General features: G+C 73.0%; 15 protein-coding genes and 1 tRNA gene. 7 read left to right on the top strand and 9 right to left on the bottom strand.

Annotated elements, in window-relative coordinates; genetic code table 11:
- Window positions 1–35: 35 nt before the first annotated feature.
- Window positions 36–1193: a substrate-binding domain-containing protein gene (locus tag E6R60_RS33880; protein ID WP_136330553.1), complete on the bottom strand. Its 1158-nt coding sequence runs from the start codon at window positions 1191–1193 to the stop codon at window positions 36–38.
- A 138-nt stretch (window positions 1194–1331) separates the two neighbouring features.
- Between E6R60_RS33880 and E6R60_RS33885 the strand changes: the two genes are divergently transcribed.
- A complete protein-coding gene (locus E6R60_RS33885) occupies window positions 1332–2102 on the top strand; it encodes a sulfite exporter TauE/SafE family protein (RefSeq protein WP_136330554.1) in 771 nt (256 codons plus the stop codon).
- Window positions 2103–2214: 112 nt separating this feature from the next.
- On the opposite strand, the gene E6R60_RS33890 is transcribed toward E6R60_RS33885, so the two are convergent.
- A complete protein-coding gene (locus E6R60_RS33890; RefSeq protein ID WP_136330555.1) occupies window positions 2215–3744 on the bottom strand; it encodes an amino acid permease in 1530 nt (509 codons plus the stop codon).
- Window positions 3745–3811: 67 nt separating this feature from the next.
- On the bottom strand, window positions 3812–4819 hold the full coding sequence (locus tag E6R60_RS33895) for a hypothetical protein (protein WP_136330556.1): 1008 nt from the start codon (window positions 4817–4819) through the stop codon (window positions 3812–3814).
- A 332-nt stretch (window positions 4820–5151) separates the two neighbouring features.
- Here E6R60_RS33895 and E6R60_RS33900 point away from each other — a divergent pair, with 332 nt between their 5' ends.
- From E6R60_RS33900 to E6R60_RS33910, 4 genes are read left to right on the top strand one after another with little or no spacing between them, the layout of a single operon-like run.
- Window positions 5152–6585 (top strand): FGGY family carbohydrate kinase, encoded by a 1434-nt coding sequence (locus E6R60_RS33900; protein ID WP_136330557.1) that lies wholly within the window; start codon window positions 5152–5154, stop codon window positions 6583–6585.
- Entirely contained in the window at window positions 6582–6755 is a 174-nt protein-coding gene (locus tag E6R60_RS36910; RefSeq protein WP_168713724.1) for a hypothetical protein, read from the top strand. Before E6R60_RS33900 ends, E6R60_RS36910 begins: the two co-directional genes overlap by 4 nt.
- Window positions 6752–8173: an NAD(P)/FAD-dependent oxidoreductase gene (locus E6R60_RS33905; RefSeq protein ID WP_136330558.1), complete on the top strand. Its 1422-nt coding sequence runs from the start codon at window positions 6752–6754 to the stop codon at window positions 8171–8173. Before E6R60_RS36910 ends, E6R60_RS33905 begins: the two co-directional genes overlap by 4 nt.
- Complete coding sequence (locus tag E6R60_RS33910; protein WP_136330559.1) at window positions 8170–9399, top strand: FAD-dependent oxidoreductase; 1230 nt, start codon at window positions 8170–8172, stop codon at window positions 9397–9399. Before E6R60_RS33905 ends, E6R60_RS33910 begins: the two co-directional genes overlap by 4 nt.
- An 8-nt stretch (window positions 9400–9407) precedes the next feature.
- Here the strand turns inward: E6R60_RS33910 and E6R60_RS33915 are convergent, their stop codons facing one another.
- Together E6R60_RS33915 and E6R60_RS33920 are read right to left on the bottom strand one after the other, a co-directional pair.
- Entirely contained in the window at window positions 9408–9740 is a 333-nt protein-coding gene (locus tag E6R60_RS33915) for a hypothetical protein (protein ID WP_206309585.1), read from the bottom strand.
- Window positions 9741–9926: 186 nt separating this feature from the next.
- Window positions 9927–10448 carry a DUF309 domain-containing protein gene (locus tag E6R60_RS33920; protein WP_136330560.1) on the bottom strand — a complete coding sequence of 174 codons (522 nt, stop codon included), beginning with the start codon at window positions 10446–10448 and terminating at the stop codon, window positions 9927–9929.
- Between the two features lie 109 nt (window positions 10449–10557).
- Between E6R60_RS33920 and E6R60_RS33925 the strand changes: the two genes are divergently transcribed.
- Both E6R60_RS33925 and E6R60_RS33930 read left to right on the top strand, forming a co-directional pair.
- The gene (locus E6R60_RS33925; RefSeq protein WP_136330561.1) at window positions 10558–13191 is read left to right on the top strand and encodes an AAA family ATPase; all 2634 of its coding nucleotides are present in this window, start codon (window positions 10558–10560) and stop codon (window positions 13189–13191) included.
- A 48-nt stretch (window positions 13192–13239) separates the two neighbouring features.
- Window positions 13240–13313 (top strand) — tRNA-Pro (locus tag E6R60_RS33930).
- 267 nt (window positions 13314–13580) lie between these two features.
- Here E6R60_RS33930 and E6R60_RS33935 read toward each other — a convergent pair.
- The 4 genes from E6R60_RS33935 to E6R60_RS33950 all read right to left on the bottom strand — a co-directional run bounded on the left by E6R60_RS33935 (window position 13581) and on the right by E6R60_RS33950 (window position 16616).
- On the bottom strand, window positions 13581–14075 hold the full coding sequence (locus tag E6R60_RS33935) for an FBP domain-containing protein (protein ID WP_136330562.1): 495 nt from the start codon (window positions 14073–14075) through the stop codon (window positions 13581–13583).
- A 56-nt stretch (window positions 14076–14131) separates the two neighbouring features.
- Window positions 14132–14635 carry an NUDIX domain-containing protein gene (locus E6R60_RS33940; protein ID WP_136330563.1) on the bottom strand — a complete coding sequence of 168 codons (504 nt, stop codon included), beginning with the start codon at window positions 14633–14635 and terminating at the stop codon, window positions 14132–14134.
- A 71-nt stretch (window positions 14636–14706) separates the two neighbouring features.
- A complete protein-coding gene (locus tag E6R60_RS33945) occupies window positions 14707–15606 on the bottom strand; it encodes an NAD(+)/NADH kinase (protein ID WP_136330564.1) in 900 nt (299 codons plus the stop codon).
- Window positions 15603–16616, bottom strand: a complete 1014-nt coding sequence (locus E6R60_RS33950) for an SPFH domain-containing protein (protein WP_136330565.1) — start codon at window positions 16614–16616, stop codon at window positions 15603–15605. Before E6R60_RS33950 ends, E6R60_RS33945 begins: the two co-directional genes overlap by 4 nt.
- Window positions 16617–16701 lie beyond the last annotated feature (85 nt).

Raw genomic sequence — 16701 nt, forward strand, 5'->3', positions numbered from 1 at the left:
AGATCGCTCAGAAGAAAAATAAAGCGGTCAAACGCTCACTCCTCGTCGGGCGCAATCGCCTGCGCCGATCCACGGACCTTCAGCTCCGGCAGCAGTTCCGTCCTGCGCACCGGCCCGGCCGCCCCGGGAGCCGGCGACAGCCGGTGCAGCAGCAGTTCGGCGGCGGCCCGGCCGATGTCCGCCTTGGGCGGGGCCACCGCGGTCAGCGGGGTGCTGCCCAGCGCCGCGACCACATCGTCGTACGCCACCACCGAGCAGTCCCGCGGCACCTGCACCCCGCTCTCCGCCAGGCGCTGCACCAGCATCAGCGCGTCCACATCGCCGTGCAGCACGGCGGCCGTCGCACCCCGCTCCCGCAGCAGCGCGGCGAGATCGAGCGGGTCGCCTTCGCTCCGAGGCGCCCCGCCGCCCTCGTACCCCGGCTCGGAGGGGCCGGGGCCGGGCACCGCGTCCGGCGAACTCAGCACCACCGTCCAGTCCTCGACCTCGGGCCGGGCCTCCGCCACGGACGCGAAGGCGGCGCGCACCGTCCGGGCCGTCGGGCTGTCGTCGCGGGCGGCCAGGACGATCCGGCGGTGCCCGAGGGACACGAGGTGCTCCACGGCGAGGTGGATCCCGTACCAGTGATCCGAGCAGACCGAGTCCAGGGCGTGCAGGGCGCTGCCCGGCCGGGGCCGCCGCTCCATCAGCACGGTCGGCACCCCCACCTCCGCCAGCCAGCCGTAGTCGAGCTCCTCGGAGAGGGCGTTGCGCCACCGGGGGGCGATGAGGAGACCACGTGCACCGTCCGCCAGCGCCCGTTCCACCAGAGGCCGTTCGGCACCGGCCGCCTGCGGTGCGATGTGCAGGGCGATGCGAATCCCGGCCTCCTCCAGGACGGTCCGGGCGCCGTGCAGGGTCTCGTACAGATACGAATGCCGCTCCGGCACGACCAGGGCGATCGCGCCCCCGTCACCGGCCGGGTCGCCGTCCCTCGGCGCGGGCACCGCCGGCGGCCCCGCCGGATCGCGCACGGGCCGGGCCACCCCGTGCCCGCGCCGCAGCCGCCCCGCCCGGGCCAGCTCCTCCACGTCGCGCCGCACCGTCACCACGGAGACGTCCAGTTCGGCCGCGAGCGCGCTGACCTTGACCGCGCCGCGCGACTCCACCACCGCCAGGATTCGCCGCCGCCTGAGTTCAACCGGCTCCCGCATGCTGCTGGCCCCCTCGCCCTACCGCTGTGCGTTGTGCGTTTGAACGCTTCGTGTGAGCGCTTGGAGCGCAGCATAGCCATGGGCCGTCGAGGGCTCGTGCCGGGCGTGAGATCACGGGTATTACGATCTGTCCCTGGCATGGACACCCTCACCCTCTGGCAACTGGCGGCACTGGCCGCGGCATCCGCACTCGTCGGCTTCTCCAAGACGGCCGTCAGCGGTGCCAACACGATCAGTCTCGCGGTCTTCGCGGCGGTCCTGCCCGCCCGCGAATCCACCGGAGTGCTGCTCCCGATCCTCATCGCCGGTGATGTCCTCGCCGTGCTCACCTACCGGCGCCATGCGCACTGGCCGACACTGCTGCGGCTCTTCCCCGCCGTCGCCGTCGGCGTGGTGGCGGGCACGCTTTTCATGATGTGGGCGGGCGACGCCGCCGTCCGGACCTCGATCGGCGCGATCCTGGTCTTCATGGCCGGGGTCACGGTCTGGCGTCGCCGCACCACCGACACGAGTGCGGAGCCGGCGGCAGGTGCGGGACCGCCCACCGCGGCCGAACGGCTCAAGGCGCGGTCGTACGGCGTTCTGGGCGGTTTCACCACCATGGTCGCCAACGCCGGCGGCCCCGTGATGTCGCTCTACCTGCTGTCCGCGGGTTTCCGCAAGCTCGGCTTCCTCGGCACGTCGGCGTGGTTCTTCCTCATCGTCAACACGTCCAAGGTGCCCTTCAGCGTGGGGCTCGGGCTGATCGACGCCCGCTCGCTGCTCCTGGACGCCTGCCTGCTGCTGTTCGTCCTCCCGGGCGCATGGATCGGCCGCACATGCGTGGACCGGATCAACCAGCTGCTCTTCGAGCGCCTGGTGATCGGCGCCACGGTGCTGGGCGGCCTGCAACTGCTCCTGAACCCATAGGGCCTCTCGTTCGGATCACGCCGGGTCCCCGGCCTGATCCGGACGAAAGGCCCCAGGCCCTTCCGGACCGGAGTGATCCGGAAGGGCCGGTGAGCGGACGGGACCGGGCCGCTCAGACGATGTCCTCCTCGATCTCCGCCTGCTGACGCGCGCTTCCGTACGCCGACGGGGTGCCGTACGAGCCACGGGCGACGAACCACCACACGGTGGCCAGCGCGAGCACGGCGACGAGCGCGATCGACGCGTAGTTCATCGAGTCGACGGTGACCGGGGACCTCTGCGGCAGCAGGAACAGCACGGTCACGAGCACGACCCACACCACGGCGATCCAGCCGACCGGCTTCGACCAGCGGCCCAGGTGCCACGGCCCGCGCTCGAAGCGGCCCCCCGCGCGCAGCTTCAGGTAGATCGGGATCGCGTAGGCGGGCGTGATGCCGATGACGTTGATCGCGGTCACCGCCCCGTACGCGGTCGCCGAGTACAGCGACGGAAGGGCGAGCACTCCGGCGACGACGACCGACAGCCATACCGCGTTGACCGGGGTCTGCGTGCGGGCGCTCACCTTGCGCCAGAGCGAGGAGCCCGGCAGCGCGTTGTCCCGGCTGAAGGCGAACACCATCCGGCTGGTCGCGGCGACCTCGGCGTTGCCGCAGAACAGCTGCGCGGCGATGACGATCAGCAGCATCGCCGTGGCGCCCGAGGTTCCCAGCGCGTCGATCAGGATCTGGGCCGGAGGCACCCCGGTGGCGCTCTCCTGGGTGCCCGCGTAGTCCTGGATGGCGAACGTCAGCCCGGCGAGCAGGACGAAACCGGCCACCCAGGAGACCCAGATCGAGCGGACGATGCCGCGGGGCGCCGAGACCGAGGCGTCCGAGGTCTCCTCCGACAGGTGGGCGGAGGCGTCGTAACCACAGAAGGTGTACTGCGCGAGCAGCAGACCGATGGCCGCCACGTAGAGGGGGTTCTCCCAGCCGGTGTCATTGACGAACTCGGTGAAGACGAACGACGGCGACTGGTGGTGCGAGGGCACGATCGCGAGCACGGACACGATCACGGCGACACCCGCCAGGTGCCACCACACGCTGATCGAGTTGAGCACGCTGACCAGCCGGACGCCGAAGAGGTTCAGGACGGCGTGCAGCAGCAGGATGCAGAGGAAGATGACCATCGTCTTGCCCGGCGTCGGGGTGAAGCCCCATTGCAGGTTCATCAACGCACCGGTGAACAGCGCGGCACCGTAGTCGATGCCGGCGATCGCCCCGAGCAGCCCGAGCAGATTCAGCCAACCCGTGTACCAGCCCCACTTGCGGCCACCGAGCCGGTCCGCCATGTAGTACAGCGCCCCGGAGGTGGGATACGCGCTGGTGACCTCGGCGAGCGCCATGCCCACGCAGAGCACGAAGAGACCGACCCCGGCCCAGCCCCAGAGCATCACCGACGGCCCGCCGGTGGACATGCCGAAGCCGTACAGGGTCATGCAGCCCGACAGGATCGAGATGACGGAGAAACTGATGGCGAAGTTGCCGAAGCCGCCCATGCGGCGGGCGAGCACCGGCTGGTAGCCGAGTTCGCGCAGCCGCTGTTCCTCGTCCTGGGGCGGTACGGCCTCGGCGCCCTTCCGGTTCGAGGTGGATATGGACATGGGGAGACCTCCGTGAGCGGTGAGCAGATAAGGGAACAAAGGGACGTACGGGGAGTACGGGCCGGCCTCAGCCGTGCGGCCCCCGGCCGGGATCGCGGGCGGCGGCGAGGGCGCGGGTGCGGGCGCGCAGGAACACTTCCTCCGCCCCGCCGGGGTCCTTGGGCGAGCGGGTGCGGGACGCCCACGGCAGCGAGGTGAAGTACGGACCGAGCTCCTGGAACACGGGAGCGGCCTCGGCGAAGCGGAGCGCCCCCCACAGCGCGTGCGCCAGATGGTTGAGATCGAGCAGGGTGTGGGTGGCCGGCGGTGTGCGGCGGAACCAGATCTCCAGGGCGCGCAGCGCCTCGCGTTCCGCGTCCTCGGTGACCCAGTGCAGGTCGAGCGCCTTCTCGTGGCCGTGCTCGCGGCGATAGCGCTCCACCCTCACGTACAGCGGCAGCACATGGAGCGCCGACCCGTCGGGCGCGGAGGAGGCGGCCCACTGGACGAAGTTGACCGCCTCCGAGAGCGAGCCCCCGGCCTGGCGGGCGTACACGAACTGGAGCATGCGGTGGTACGCCTCGCGGTTGTGCGGGTCGCGCTTGTCGGCTTCCGCGAGCAGACCCCACGGCCCGGGGAAGAGCATCGGCCCGGGGGGATGCAGCCGGTGCTCCTCGAGCCGCTGGCGCTCGTCGAGCTGGGAGAGGGCCAGCAGGCACACCCAGGGCACCGGGTCCGCGGGCGAGGCGTGAGCGGCCGAACGGCATGCCTCCCAGGCCGCCTGCCAGAGCTCCTGCCCGCTGGGGTGGTCCGCGCGGCGGGCGCGGACCGCCCGCTCCACGGCGACCCGTGCGCGCATCACGGCAGCCGCGACGCTGCGCGGCTCCTCGGTCAGCCAGGCCTGGACGGCGTCCGATCCCGCGGCGACCGCCCCGAGCACCTGGGTCCGCTGGGTCCACAGGGCCCAGTCCGGGGTGCTCTCCAACAGATCCCGCATGGAGAGCCATCGACCGGTTCGTAAGTCCTGTAATGCGGAACGGAGTTCGTTGTCGTGACCGGCCGGATGGTAGACCGGCCGGAATTCACTGTTGGCCATGGACGTGCTCGGGGCATGGTGTCGGTCTCATCGGTCCTCGGGACGTGGGGGGTGAAGCAGCGGTTGAAGCGTGAACCGCTGTAAAGCGTCCGGTTGTTGCTCGGCTTCTTGCTCGGCGGTGAGTGTAGAGCCCTGCGCGCCGAACTCCCGAACGAATCGTGGATCTTCTTCAAGTCGCGTATGCAAACAGGAGGTTGAGTACCGGTGCGGGGTTCCGGACACAGGTCTTGCGGGCGCTTGACGTAACAGCTGGGCTGCACCACCCTGAAGTCCCGCGCCCGAAGATCATGATTCCGTTCAAGCCCGTGGGCTTGCGTACCGCTGGAGACCCGATGACAGGCCCGGTACTCGCCGTGGACCAGGGAACCTCGGGGACGAAGGCGCTGGTGATCTGCCCCGAGCGCGGCGTGATCGGTTCCGGTTCCGCGCCGGTGCGCCCGCGGTACGGACCCGGGGGAGCGGTGGAGGTGGACCCCGAGGAGCTCCTCGGCTCGGTCCTCGACGCCGGGGCGCGGGCCTTGGCGGAGGCCGCCGAACCGGTCGTCGCCGTCGGGCTGGCCAACCAGGGCGAGACGGTGCTCGCCTGGGACCCGGACACCGGGAGACCGCTCACCGACGCGGTCGTGTGGCAGGACCGCCGGGCCGAGGGGATCTGTCGTGAACTCGCGTCTCATGCGAATGAGTTGAGACGTCTCAGCGGGCTGCCGCTGGATCCCTACTTCGCCGCGCCCAAGATGGCCTGGATCCGTCGCGAACTGACCCGGGAAGGCGTCGTCACCACCAGCGACTCCTGGCTGGTCCACCGGCTCACCGGCGCGTTCGTGACGGACGCGGCCACGGCCGGGCGCACCCAACTGCTCGACCTCGACCACGTCGGCTGGTCACCCGCCGCCCTGGACGTCTTCGGCCTGGGCGACGAGCGCCTGCCGGATGTGGTCGACGCGGCCGGCGCGTTCGGTACGACGACCGCGTTCGGCGGCGAACTCCCGCTCACGGGCCTCCTCGTCGACCAGCAGGCCGCCCTGCTGGCCCAGGGCGCCCTGGACCCGGGATCCGCCAAGTGCACGTACGGCACCGGGGCGTTCCTCCTCGCCCAGACGGGATCCGTGCCCCGCCGAAGCTCCACCGGGCTGGTCAGCTGCGTGGCCTGGCGCCTCGGCGGACGCACCAGCTACTGCCTGGACGGCCAGGTCTACACGGCAGCCTCCGCGGTCCGCTGGCTCACCGACCTCAACGTGATCTCCGGAGCCGCCGACCTCGACCCCGTCGGCGGCTCCGTCCCCGACTCCGGGGGCGTCACCTTCGTACCGGCGCTCGCCGGACTCGCCGCCCCCTGGTGGCGGGGCGACCTGCGCGGCTCGGTGACCGGCCTGGGCCTGGACACCACCGCCGGCCACCTCGTGCGCGCGCTGTGCGAGGGCATCGCCGCCCAGGTCGTCGAGCTCACCGACGCGGTGGCGGCCGACCTGGGCCGGCCGCTTTCCGCCCTGCGCGTCGACGGCGGGCTGACCCGCTCGGCACTGCTCATGCAGACCCAGGCCGACCTGCTGCAACGACCCGTAGAGGTCTCCGCCCTGCCCGACGTCACCGCACTCGGCGCCGGGGCCGTGGCCAGGCTCGGCATCGATCCCGGACTCTCCGTCGCCGAGGCCGTCCCCGCCTGGCGCCCCGCCGCGGTGTACGAACCGCGCATCGGCGGTGACGAGGCGGCCGAGCGCCTCGCCGGCTTCCGTGCGGCCGTCGAAACCCTCCTGGAACGGTCATGAGCGCCGGCGGGATCGTCGTGAGCAGCGGCCGGCACGGCGTGAGCGCCGGCTGGAGCGTCGTGAGCGCCGACTGGCACGGCATGAGCCCCGTCCGGAGCGTCGTGAGCGCCGACTGGCATGGTGTGTGCGCCGGCTGGATCGCGGTGAGCACCGGCCGGACCGCCCGATGAGGCAGACCGTCACGACCGCCGGGGACCCGCTGCCGGTACTGCCCGGCGGAGCCCCGTACGACGTCACCGTCATCGGAGCGGGCGTGGTCGGCACCGCCATCGCCCGCGAACTCGCCCGCTACCCGCTGCACACCGCCCTCGTCGAGGCGTCGGACGACATCGGCAACGGCACGTCCAAGGCCAACACCGCGATCCTGCACACCGGGTTCGACGCCGTCCCCGGTTCGCTGGAGGCCCGTCTCGTACGCGAGGGACAGCGGAAGCTCTCCGCGTACGCCGCCGAGACGGGGATCCCCGTGGAACGCGTCGGCGCCCTCCTGGTCGCCTGGGACACGGAGCAACTCGGCGCGCTCCCCGGCCTGCTGGCCAAGGCCGAAGCCAACGGCTACCACGCAGCCAGGATCCTGGACGCCGACGAGGTCGCCGAACGGGAACCCCTTCTGGGCCCCGGCGCACTCGGTGCGCTCGACGTCCCCGGCGAATCCGTCATCTGCCCATGGACCACCCCCCTCGCCTTCGCCACCCAGGCGGTCCGCGGGGGCGTCCACCTGCACCTGGACTGCCCGGTCCGCGACATCCGGCCCGGGGCCGCCGTCCACACCCTGGCGACCGGGCGCGGACCCCTGCGCACCCGCTTCCTGGTCAACGCCGCCGGGCTGTACGCCGACGAGATCGACCGGCTGCTCGGCCACGACGTCTTCACCGTCACCCCGCGCCGCGGCCAGCTGATCGTGTTCGACAAACTCGCGCGCGACCTCGTCCGCCACATCCTGCTCCCCGTTCCCACCGCGGCGGGCAAGGGCGTCCTGATCGCACCGACGGTCTTCGGGAACGTGCTGCTCGGCCCCACCGCCGAGGAACTCGACGACAAGACCGCCACCGGATCCACCCGGGAGGGCCTCGACCTGCTGAGGGAGAAGGGCCGCAGGATTCTGCCCCGGCTCCTCGACGAGGAGGTGACCGCCGTGTACGCGGGACTGCGGGCCGCCACCGGCCAGGAGGACTACCGGATCCAGGAGTACCCCGACCGGCGTTACGTCGCCGTAGGCGGCATCCGGTCCACCGGGCTGACCGCGTCCATGGCCATCGCGGACCACGTGATCGCCCTCCTCGCCCGCACCGGACTCGATCCGGGCGACCCCACCGGGCTCGAACCCCTCACCATGCCCGGCCTCGGCGAGGCGGGCCGCCGCCCCTGCCTCGACGCGGAACTCATCGCCCGGGACCCGGCCTACGGCACCGTGGTCTGCCACTGCGAACGTGTCACGGCGGGCGAGATCCGTGACGCACTCGCCTCCACCCTCCCGCCGCGCACCGTCGCCGGACTTGCCCGCAGGACCCGAGCCGGCAACGGACGCTGCCAGGGCTTCCACTGCGGAGCCGCACTCCGCGCACTGACCGAGGGGGTACAGCCATGAGCCGCCGCGAGCGGACCGTCGACGTCCTCGTCGTCGGAGCGGGACCCGCAGGACTGGCCGCCGCCGCCGAACTCGCCGCGTCCGGCGTACGACGGGTCGAGGTCCTGGAACGGGAACAGACCGCGGGCGGCATCCCCCGCCACTGCCACCGCACGGGATTCGGCGGCAGCCGTACGGAAGGCGGGACGACCGGCCCCGAGTACGCCCGCCGGTGCACGGACGCGGCCACGCGCGCCGGTGCGACCCTGCGCACCGGCGTCACCGTCACCGGGTGGGCCGGACCGCTCACCCTCGACGCCACGGGACCGGGCGGGCTCGAACGGATCACCGCACACGCCGTCGTCCTCGCCACCGGAGCCCGTGAACGCCCGCGCAGCGCCCGGCTCGTCCCCGGGACCCGCCCGGCGGGGGTCTACACCACCGGAGAACTCCAGCAGGCCGTTCACCTCCACCACCAGCACATCGGCACCCGCGCCGTGATCGTCGGCGACGAGCCGGTCAGCCTCGCCGCGGCCGGCACCCTGCGGGCCGCCGGGGTCGCGGTCGTCGCCCGGGTCACCGACCGCCCGCCCTTCCTCCCCGCAGCCCTCGGACCGCGCCACGGCGTCCCGCTGCTCACCCGCACCACGGTCACGGCCCTGACGGGCCGCACCCGGCTCACCGGGGTCGCGGTGCGGCACAGGGACGGCCGTACGACGACCCTGCCGTGCGACACCGTGGTGTTCACCGGCGACTGGATCCCCGACCACGAACTCGCGCGCCGCGGCGAGGTGCCGCTGGACGCGGGGACCCGCGGTCCCGCGTACGACGCGGCCTACCGCACCGGCGCACCCGGGGTGTTCGCCGTCGGCAATCTGCTCCACGCGGTGGAGAGCGCCGGTGCCGCGGCGGCGGAGGGCCGCGCCCTCGCCGTCCCCGTACGACGCCATCTGGCCGCGGGCGCCTGGCCCGCCCGCCGGCCCGCGATCACCGTCGCCCACCCGCTGGAATGGATCGCGCCCAACCTGCTCGGACCCGACGGCGACCGGCCGCTGCACGGCCGCTTCGTCCTGCGCGCCGTCCGGCCGCTGACGGCCCCGCTGCTCGTGGTCCGGCAGGGCGGGCGGGAGCTGTACCGCCGGCGCCTGCTGCGCACCGTCCGGCCGGGCCGCCCCTTCCACCTGCCCGCCGGCTGGCTCGACCGGGCCGATCCGCACGGCGGGACGGTGAACGTCTCGACCGGCTGAACGGCTGCTCAGGGGATGAGCAGCCAGTCCGCACCGATCGCCGCGACCAGGCCGACTCCCAGCAGCCAGCTGCCGAGCCGGGTCCGGCCGTTCCTGCTGAGCTCGATCACGATCCCGCACAGGATCAGCGCGAGCCCGTACACCCCCACCACCAGGACCGAGGACCGGCTCGCGATCCGCAGCCCGAGGACGACCGCCATCGCCGCCATCCCGACCGAGGAGAGGACGATCCGCAGGCGTCTGGCCTGCCGGGGCGTCAGCCTCCGGTCGCCGGCTTCGGCGGAGTCCTCCGGTTCGGCTATCGGTGCGTCCACGGCCTGGTCCTGGTCAGAAGTGCTCATGACGCCGGATCGTAATGGTTTCCCACGACACTGTTCACCGCTCTCGGTCAAGGAGAGGGAAAGTAACGGGAGTTCGGAGTCCGGCGCCCCCTGGCTCCCGCGCCCACCGCACCGCTCGCCCCGTCAGCCGTCAGCCGTCGGCCGTGAGGCGTGCGCCGTCAGCCGTGAGGCGTCTACGCGCAGCCGTCAGTCGTCCGGGCGCAGTCGCGGTGCTTCCGCGGCCGCGTCGACGGCCGGGGCGCCCGGCTCCTCCACCCGCGCCGCCAGCTCCGTAACCCAGTCGGTGAGTGCGCCGATGCGCATCCCGTACGGCGGCGGGGCGGAGCCGGAGCCGGACGCATCCGCTCGGGTGGCGAACTCCTCCAGCGCCGCCGCGCCCCGCCGGAGCAGCCGCGCCCCGCCCGTCGCGTTCCCCCGGGCCGCATGGGTCAGCCCGACGGCCAGCTGGGCCAGCCCGCGCCACAACTCCCGCTCCGCGTCGGGGCCCGACTTCCACGCGTCCTCGAAGACCTCGTGCGCGTGGAACGGCATTCCCGCGTCCAGCAGCCGCTGAGCCTCCCGTACGGTCTCCAAGGGGTCGCGCACCACCCCCTCGGGCTGCCGCTCCACCCCCGGCGCCCCGTACGGCAGGGGGCGTCCCAGCCCGTCCCGGGGGCGCGCGTTGTGCGCCCGCCCCTCCACATCCCGGTCCCTGCGCGTCTCGTCCACCCGTCGATTGTGCCTCGTACCTGCGACGAACTGCCCGAACCACTGTCGGTGGGCCCCCGCGCACGACTAGTCTCGACTGTCACCGAAACGACTTTGGGGGAGGGTAGGCATGAAGCCGTCCCGGCCGCTGTACGAGCGCGAACCGGAACTCGCCGCTGCCGCACAAGCCGTTGACGCGCTCTGCGGCGCGCAGGCCACCGGCGGGCTGCTGGTCTTCAGCGGCGAAGCGGGGATTGGGAAGACGGCGCTGCTGGCCGAGATCCAGGCCATGGCCGCCGACCGGTGCACCATCTGGTCCGCACGAGGCGGCGAGACGGTCACCTCGGTCCCGTTCCATGTCGTGCGCCAACTGCTCCAGCCCGCGCTCGACGAGTTCTCCGCCGACGAGGTGAAGGCCCTGTTCGGGGCGTGGTACGAGAGCGCGGCACCGGCCCTCGGCCTCGCCGAGCCGACCGGACCGCAGCCCGACCCGCAGGGTGTGCGTGACGGCCTCGACTGGGTCGTCCGGCAGCTCGCCTCCCGGTGGAGCCACCGCCCGCTGCTGCTCATCATCGACGACGCGCACTGGGCGGACGGTGAATCCCTCGCCTGGCTCGCCTCGTTCACCGCCCGGCTCGGCGAGGTGAAGGTCCTGGTCGTCCAGGCCCACCGCCCCGAGGAGCTCGCGGCCCGCGAGGCCAAGCGCACCCCGGCCGGCAGCCACCCGGCACAGGTCCGGGTCGCCCTGCGCGCGCTCACCCCCGACGCGACCGCGGAGCTGGTCCGCGCCACCCTCGGGGAGCACGCCGACGACCCGTTCTGCCGTGAGGTGTGGGCCGTCACGGGCGGAAATCCCTACGAGGCGGTCGAACTCGTCGCCAAGGTCCAGGACCGGGAGCTGGCCCCGCTCGAGGAATCCGCCGGACTGCTGCGCGAACTCGGTGCGTCCGCCCGGGGCAGCGGTCTCGTCGACCGGCTCGAACGGCTCGGCACGAACGCCAACCGGTTCGCGTGGGCCGCCGCCGTCCTCGGTACGGAGATCTCCCAGGACCTCGCCGCCACCCTGGCCGGGATGAGCCCCGCCGAAGCGGCGGACTGCACGGCCCGGCTGCGCGAGGCCCGTATCGTCAGCGGCTTCGACCCGCTGGAGTTCGTGCACCCCCTGATCGCCACCGCCGTGTACCGCTCCATCCCGCCGGCCACCCGCACCGCCATGCACGGCAGGGCCGCCTGGGCGATCACCCGGGCCGGCCTGGGACCGGCCGCCGCTTCCCGCCATCTGCTCGAAGTCCACCCGGACGACGACCAGGAACTGGTCGCACAGTTGCGGGCGGCCGCCAACCAGCACCTCGCGGTCGGCGCCCCCGAGGCCGCCCGGCGCTGCCTCGAGCGGGCCCTGCGGGAGCCCCCGCGCCACGACGTGCGCGCGACCCTGCTCTACGAACTGGGCTGCGCCACCCTCCTCAGTTCGCCCGCCACCACCGTCCAGCACCTGCGGGCCGCGCTCGACATGCCGGGCCTCGCCGACGAACTGCGGGTCGACGCCACGTACCGGCTCGCCGCCGCGCTGTCGCACAACAACCAGCTGAAGGAGGCGGCGCTCGCCCTGGCGGCCGAGGCCGAGCGCACCGCGCCCGGCCCGGGCCTGATGCGCCTGCAGGCCGCCCACTTCCTTTGGGAGGGCATGCAGGCCACCGAGGAGGACGGTCCCGGCCGCTCCCGCCGGCTCGCCGCCAACGCCGACCACCTCGCCGGCCGGGACAACGCCGAACGGGCGCTGCTCACGCTGCGCGCCTTCGACGCGATGCTGCGCGGCGAGAACTCCCAGCTGATCGTGGACCTGTGCGAACGCGCCCTGGTCAACGGCCATCCCGCACGCGGCCTCGGCTGGACCGACACCGAATGGGGTTTCGAACTCCCGACGCTGCTCGGCATCACGTACGCCTTCACCGACCAACTCGACCGCGCCGAGGAACTCTTCGGGGAGGCCGTCCGCGCCTTCGAGATCTCGGGCTGGAGCGGTGCCCATCTGGCCTTCGCCCACACGCTGATGGGACTGGTCCACCGCCGTCGCGGGCGGCTGGCCGAGGCGGAGGGCTTCCTGCGCGAGGGGCTCCGCCTCGCCGACCGTGTGGGCAGCGGACTGCCCGTCCACTGGGACGCCGCCTGTCTGCTCATCGACACGCTGCTGGCCCGTGGCCGCGTCACGGAAGCCCGCAAGACAGCCGACCAGTACGACTTCGGCCTGCCCTACCCCAGCGCCATGGTGCTGCCCGACGCCCCGTGCGTCCGCGGCCGCCTGCTCCTCGCCGAAGGCCGTACGAAGGAGGCCGTCACGGAACTGGAGGCGGCCGGCCACGCCCTCGAACCGCGGGGCAGGTTCAACGGCATCTGGGCGCCCTGGGCCGGCGACCTGGCCCGCGCCCTGGCCGACGACGACCCGAACCGCGCCGCCCAGCTGGCCAACTCCGCCCGGATACACGCCGAGCGGTTCGGTACCGACACGGCGATCGGCGAGGCGCTGCGCTGTGTGGCCGTCTTCGCCCGCCCCGAGGAGGCCGTCCATCTGCTGGGCGAGGCGGTCCGCCACCTGGAGGCCTCGCCGTCCGGCTACGAACGCGCGCTCGCCCTGTTCGACCACGGCGTCGCCACCCGGTCCCCTCGGGAACTCGCCCGGGCGCACAAGCTGGCGACGGCCTGCGGCGCCGAAGCACTGGCGACCCGCGCCCAGCAGGCACGGGCGTCGATCCGGTCCACGGAGTGAGGTAATGTTTGTCCTGCGCAGCCGCCCGGAGGACCGGGGGACTGGCAGCGGGACGTGGCGCAGCTTGGTAGCGCACTTGACTGGGGGTCAAGGGGTCGCAGGTTCAAATCCTGTCGTCCCGACTCGAGAGAGTCGTAGACCGAGGGGCCGATCCGGAGCAATCCGGATCGGCCCCTCGGTCGTTCTCGGCGCAGCCGTCGCCGATCGGCGACCACCGTCCCAGGACCCCGTTCTGCGCTTCCGAGGGCAGGGGCGGGCCTGTTCGGCTCACCGCGTCGGCGGGGGACCGGGCCGCGGCCGGAACAGCGGCCGGTCCGCGGAAACGCCGGTGGGCAGGGGCCCGCGGCCGGCCCTCGGACCGGTGCGCAGGCGCCCGCGGCCGGCCGTCCTCAGCTGGAGAGCTTGGCCAGGAACGCGGAGAGATTCCCCCTCGTCCGCGCGATCTTCTCCTCGAGCGACAGGGACTCCTCGAACCGGGCGCCCGAGGCCACCGCCTTCTTCCCGCGCACATAGAGCGAGCAGGCCAGGTCGGTGCACATGTACAGCCCGACCGAATTCCCCTCGCGTCCCGCCACCCCCGCCTTGCGGGCCGTCTGCAGGGAGACCCCGCTGCCCGGGTGTGTGGTCAGGCAGAGCGAACACATGCTGCGGTGGAGGAATCCGCGCTGGTGGGAGGGGAAGCGCAGCGAGATCCCGGTCAGCCGGCCTTCGTGCTCGGTGACGAGGTAGCTCCGCCCCGGGGCGGAGAGGTCACGCCACCCCAGGAAGTCGAGATCGTCCCACGGCAGCTCCTCGAACTCCCGGGGCAGCGGCAAGCGCTTGGCCTCCCCCTTGGAGCAATTGACGAACGATGTGCGGATGTCCTGCTCGGTCACGGCCTTCATACCGACGACGCTAACTCTGCCTACGAGCCCTAGGCAAACGATTAATGCCTATAGGGCTATCCCTGCGCATCCTCGGATGCGATGTCCAGACGGTGCACGGGCGGGTGCGCGATGCCGAGGTCGGGGCGCCAGGCGGCGAGGATCTGCGCCGAAGGGTCGAACAGCGGCGTCGGCAGTTCCTCCGGCCGGGTCCACTGCCAGGCGCTGATGAGATGGGGCTCGGTCACCCGCGCTGCCCCGTCCCCGACGGTCACCAGTGCGGCCATCGTCACCCGGTTGATGCCGTGGACCGCGTCGTGCAGCATCGCGAAGACGCGCACCTCGCCCTCGGCGGCCTCCAGTCCCGTCTCCTCCCGGAGCTCACGCACCGCCGCCGCCGCGATCGACTCGTGCGTCGGGTCCACCTTGCCGCCGGGCAGTTCCCAGGTGCCGCTGTGGTGCCGCCCGAGCAGGATCCGCCCCTGCCCGTCCTGTACGAGCACGCCGACGCCCAGCGCGGCCTGGGCCAGGGGCGGGCGGGCGTTGCGGGCGGGGACCGGGGGCGACGCGGCGCTGTCCATGGGTTCCTCACGGGATTCGGTGACCGTTACAAGGCGTAGAGCCTAGGCGTCCGGGCCTCCGCGCACTGCGGCTATACGGCCAGGCGCAGCGAGGTGGCCGAGATGCCGAGGCGCACCGTCTGGCCCCATGTCAGCTCCAGCGCGTCCGCCTCCATGCCGTCGCCGAAGACCACCAGCCGGTCGGACTCGACGGTCAGCCGGAGCCCCTGCCCGCGGCCCAGCTCACCCGAGACCATCGAGGTGCCCGTCGCCGGTGACGGCCAGGCCTCCCGGACGAACCAGAGCAGGCGGGGATCGGTGGGGCCGGGGAGGGTGAGCGCGCTGCCTCGTTCCTGCCACAGGGAGCGAAGCCAACCGGTGGCGCCGGTCCCGGTGCCGACGAGCACGCCGGACGAGGCCTGTGGCTCGGCGGGGGAGTCCGCGGGGCCGGCGCCGAGCCGGTAGCGCGCCGTCTGGTGTCCGGGAGGGCCCAGGTAGATCTCATTGAGGGCCAGGAGCCGCTGGGTGTCGTCGGCCACCGCCTCGACCATCGTGAGCTCGTCCGCCCGGCCGGCCGGCGCCACGGCGGCCCGCAGCAGGGCCGCCGCGTCGGCGGGCCGGTGGCGCACCAGGACGCCGGGGTTGCGGCCGGGGTCCGTGTCGATGCCCACGACAGGCTGGCCGGAGAGGTACTTGGCGGCGTTCGCGACGAGCCCGTCCTGGCCGACGACGACCACCACGTCCTCGGGCGCGAACAGGAACCGGTCCAGATCTGCCCGCTCCACCCGGGAATGGCGCCACTGGAGCGGCACGGCCGCCGCCACGTCGGCAAGGGCCTGCCGGGTCCGTTCGTGCCGCCGGGCCACCTCGTCGATGGACCGGCCCCTGCTGGAGAGGAAGAACGCCGCCTGGCCGTGCGTACCGTGCCGGGCCAGCAGCTCCTCGTACTCGGTGGTGCGGTGGACCAGGACCGCCCTCGGCGCCAGGCTCACGCCCGCGTCTCCGGGGCGCTCCGGCCGAGCTTGGCGAGCAGGCCGGTGAGGACGTCGGGGGAGAGGGTGAGGCTGTCGATGTGCGGCAGGTTCTCGGCGAGCCGGGTGGCGGCCAGCGCGTGCAGGGTCGAGGCGTCGGCCTCCCCGTGCACCCGCAGCCACGCCGCCTGCGCCTCGGCCCGGGCCGCGCCGACCTCACGGGCCGCCTCCGCCTCCGCGTGTGCGAGGCGCACCGTGCGGGCCGCCTCCGCCTCGGCGCGCACCTTGTCCGCCGCCGCGTGCTCCTCGGCCTCGCGGCGGGTGTTGGTGCCGCGCTGCTCGACCAGCTGCTCCTCGCGCCGGGCGAGTTCGATCTGGCTGGCCAGCTCGTTCTCGGCGATCGTCCGCTCGCGTTCGACGGCCACGGCCCGGCGTTCGTAGGTGGCCCGGTCGGCCTCCTGCTGGATCTGCTCGCGCGCCGGGGTGCGCAGCGCGCGTTCCACCTCGGCCTCGGGGCGGATGGCCACGACGCGAACCGCCACCACGTCGATACCGGTGGCGGGGAGCCTGGGCTCGCCGGCCAGACCGGCCGCCACGCGTTCGCGTACCGCGGCGACGCCGTCCATCAGGGCCGCGGCCAGCGGGGTGCGGGCCAGCACGTCCAGGGTGTGCTGCTGCGCCGTCTCGGTGAGGAGCGTCGCTATCTGTTCCAGAGGCGCACCGCGCCAGGCGCCGGTGTCGGGATCGACGGAGAAGTCGAGCCGCGCGGCCGCCTCGGCCGGATCGCTGATCCGGTAGGTGACCGTGGCCTGCACGGTGACGTCCTGGAAGTCGGCCGTGCGGGCGTGGAACGCCATGGCCAGCTCGCGGTCGTTGACCGGCACCTCGGAGAGCGCGGCGCTGAGCGACCGGTACCAGAAGCTCAGTCCCGCCCCGTCGTGGGCGAGCACGCCGCGCTTGTGGTGGCGGATGTGGGCGGTCGGCGCGGAGCGCAGATGACGCCAGCCGAAGCGCCGTGTGATGTCGGCCATGATGGACCCCCTCGTTCTCGTCGTAGCGACGATAATGGCTCGCGCTGCATATCGTCAAGAGGACGAGAAGGGGGATCGGCGGCCG

The organism is Streptomyces sp. A0642, from assembly GCF_004795105.1.
Taxonomy (GTDB): domain Bacteria; phylum Actinomycetota; class Actinomycetes; order Streptomycetales; family Streptomycetaceae; genus Streptomyces.

What these genes read in the sequence shown, in the direction of transcription:
- E6R60_RS36910 (WP_168713724.1), top strand. Translation starts at nt 6,582, where the DNA reads ATGAGCGCCGGCGGGATCGTCGTGAGCAGCGGCCGGCACGGCGTGAGC.
- E6R60_RS33890 (WP_136330555.1), bottom strand. Translation starts at nt 3,744, where the DNA reads ATGTCCATATCCACCTCGAACCGGAAGGGCGCCGAGGCCGTACCGCCC.
- E6R60_RS33950 (WP_136330565.1), bottom strand. Translation starts at nt 16,616, where the DNA reads ATGGCCGACATCACACGGCGCTTCGGCTGGCGTCATCTGCGCTCCGCG.
- E6R60_RS33880 (WP_136330553.1), bottom strand. Translation starts at nt 1,193, where the DNA reads ATGCGGGAGCCGGTTGAACTCAGGCGGCGGCGAATCCTGGCGGTGGTG.
- E6R60_RS33910 (WP_136330559.1), top strand. Translation starts at nt 8,170, where the DNA reads ATGAGCCGCCGCGAGCGGACCGTCGACGTCCTCGTCGTCGGAGCGGGA.
- E6R60_RS33885 (WP_136330554.1), top strand. Translation starts at nt 1,332, where the DNA reads ATGGACACCCTCACCCTCTGGCAACTGGCGGCACTGGCCGCGGCATCC.
- E6R60_RS33925 (WP_136330561.1), top strand. Translation starts at nt 10,558, where the DNA reads ATGAAGCCGTCCCGGCCGCTGTACGAGCGCGAACCGGAACTCGCCGCT.
- E6R60_RS33895 (WP_136330556.1), bottom strand. Translation starts at nt 4,819, where the DNA reads ATGGCCAACAGTGAATTCCGGCCGGTCTACCATCCGGCCGGTCACGAC.
- E6R60_RS33915 (WP_206309585.1), bottom strand. Translation starts at nt 9,740, where the DNA reads ATGAGCACTTCTGACCAGGACCAGGCCGTGGACGCACCGATAGCCGAA.
- E6R60_RS33940 (WP_136330563.1), bottom strand. Translation starts at nt 14,635, where the DNA reads ATGGACAGCGCCGCGTCGCCCCCGGTCCCCGCCCGCAACGCCCGCCCG.
- E6R60_RS33900 (WP_136330557.1), top strand. Translation starts at nt 5,152, where the DNA reads ATGACAGGCCCGGTACTCGCCGTGGACCAGGGAACCTCGGGGACGAAG.
- E6R60_RS33935 (WP_136330562.1), bottom strand. Translation starts at nt 14,075, where the DNA reads ATGAAGGCCGTGACCGAGCAGGACATCCGCACATCGTTCGTCAATTGC.
- E6R60_RS33905 (WP_136330558.1), top strand. Translation starts at nt 6,752, where the DNA reads ATGAGGCAGACCGTCACGACCGCCGGGGACCCGCTGCCGGTACTGCCC.